We start from the raw sequence: 1,253 nt of genomic DNA on the forward strand, positions 1-1,253 counted from the left end.
TCGCCCTCGAAGATCTGGCCCGATGTTCGCCCGCCGATCGTCGCAGTCACGGTGTCCTGCACATCCTGAGCCGTAACGCCCAACCGCGCCATCGCGTCGCGGTTGACGCGAATGTCGAGCATGGGAAGACCGGTCGTCTGCTCCACCTTCACGTCCGCTGCGCCTTGCGTTCTGCGCAGCACCGCCGCGATTTGCTCGGCCGTCCGGTTCATCTGGTTGAAGTCGTCCCCGAACACCTTCACCGCGATGTCGCCGCGCACGCCGGCGATCAGCTCGTTGAAGCGCATCTGGATGGGCTGGGTGATCTCGTAGGCATTTCCCGGAATCTTCGCGAGATTACCCTCGATCCGGCTGACCAGCTCCTCCTTGGGAAGCTCAGGATCCGGCCAATCCTTGCGCGGCTTCAGGATGACGAACATGTCGGTCGCGTTCGGCGGCATCGGGTCGGCCGCCAGCTCGGCGGTGCCCGTCTTGGAATAGACGAATTGCACCTCCGGCTGCTTCGACATCATCCGCTCGATCGGCACCTGCATCGCCTGGCTCTGCTGGACCGACGTTGCCGGAATGCGGAGCGACTGGATCAGCAAATCGCCTTCGTCGAGCTGCGGCAGGAACACCGAGCCGAGCGTAGTGAAAGCAAGCGCCGCCACCACAAGGCTTCCCACACCCGCACCGATCGTCAGCGTCGGGCGCTTCATGGCCCGGTCGAGACCGGGTTCGTAGCGCTTCTTCAGCCACGTGATGATGCGGCCGTCCTTCTCCTCGACCTTCTTCGACAGCCAGATCGCAATCATCGCCGGCACGAAGGTGAGAGAGAGGATGAAGGCGAAGGCGAGCGCGATGATGACGGTCAGCGCCATCGGTCCGAACGTTTTACCCTCCACGCCGGTCAGCGTGAGCAGCGGTACGTAGACGAGGATGATGATTGCCTGCCCGTAAACCGAGGGGCGGATCATCTCGCGAGCGGCGGCTGCCACGGTCGCAAGCCGTTCCTTGACGGTCAGCAAGCGACCTTCATGATGCTGTTGTTCGGCAAGCCGCCTCAGCGCGTTTTCAACGATGATGACGGCGCCGTCGACGATCAGACCGAAGTCCAAAGCCCCAAGGCTCATCAGATTGGCCGAGACCCCAGCGCGCAGCATACCAAAGCCTGTCAGCATCATGGTGATCGGGATGACCAACGCCGCGATCAGGGCCGCACGGAAGTTGCCGAGCAGCAGGAAGAGCACGACGATGACCAGCACCGCGCCTTC

The 1,253-nt window shown here is 63.0% G+C and carries 1 protein-coding gene; it reads right to left on the minus strand.

The window, feature by feature from the left end:
• Nucleotides 1-1,253, minus strand: a 1,253-nt coding sequence (locus ABLE43_RS23150) for an efflux RND transporter permease subunit (RefSeq protein ID WP_348980283.1), incomplete at both ends; no start/stop codon positions are given.

This window comes from Sphingomonas silueang (assembly GCF_040049155.1).
In the GTDB taxonomy this organism is placed as follows: domain Bacteria; phylum Pseudomonadota; class Alphaproteobacteria; order Sphingomonadales; family Sphingomonadaceae; genus Sphingomonas; species Sphingomonas silueang.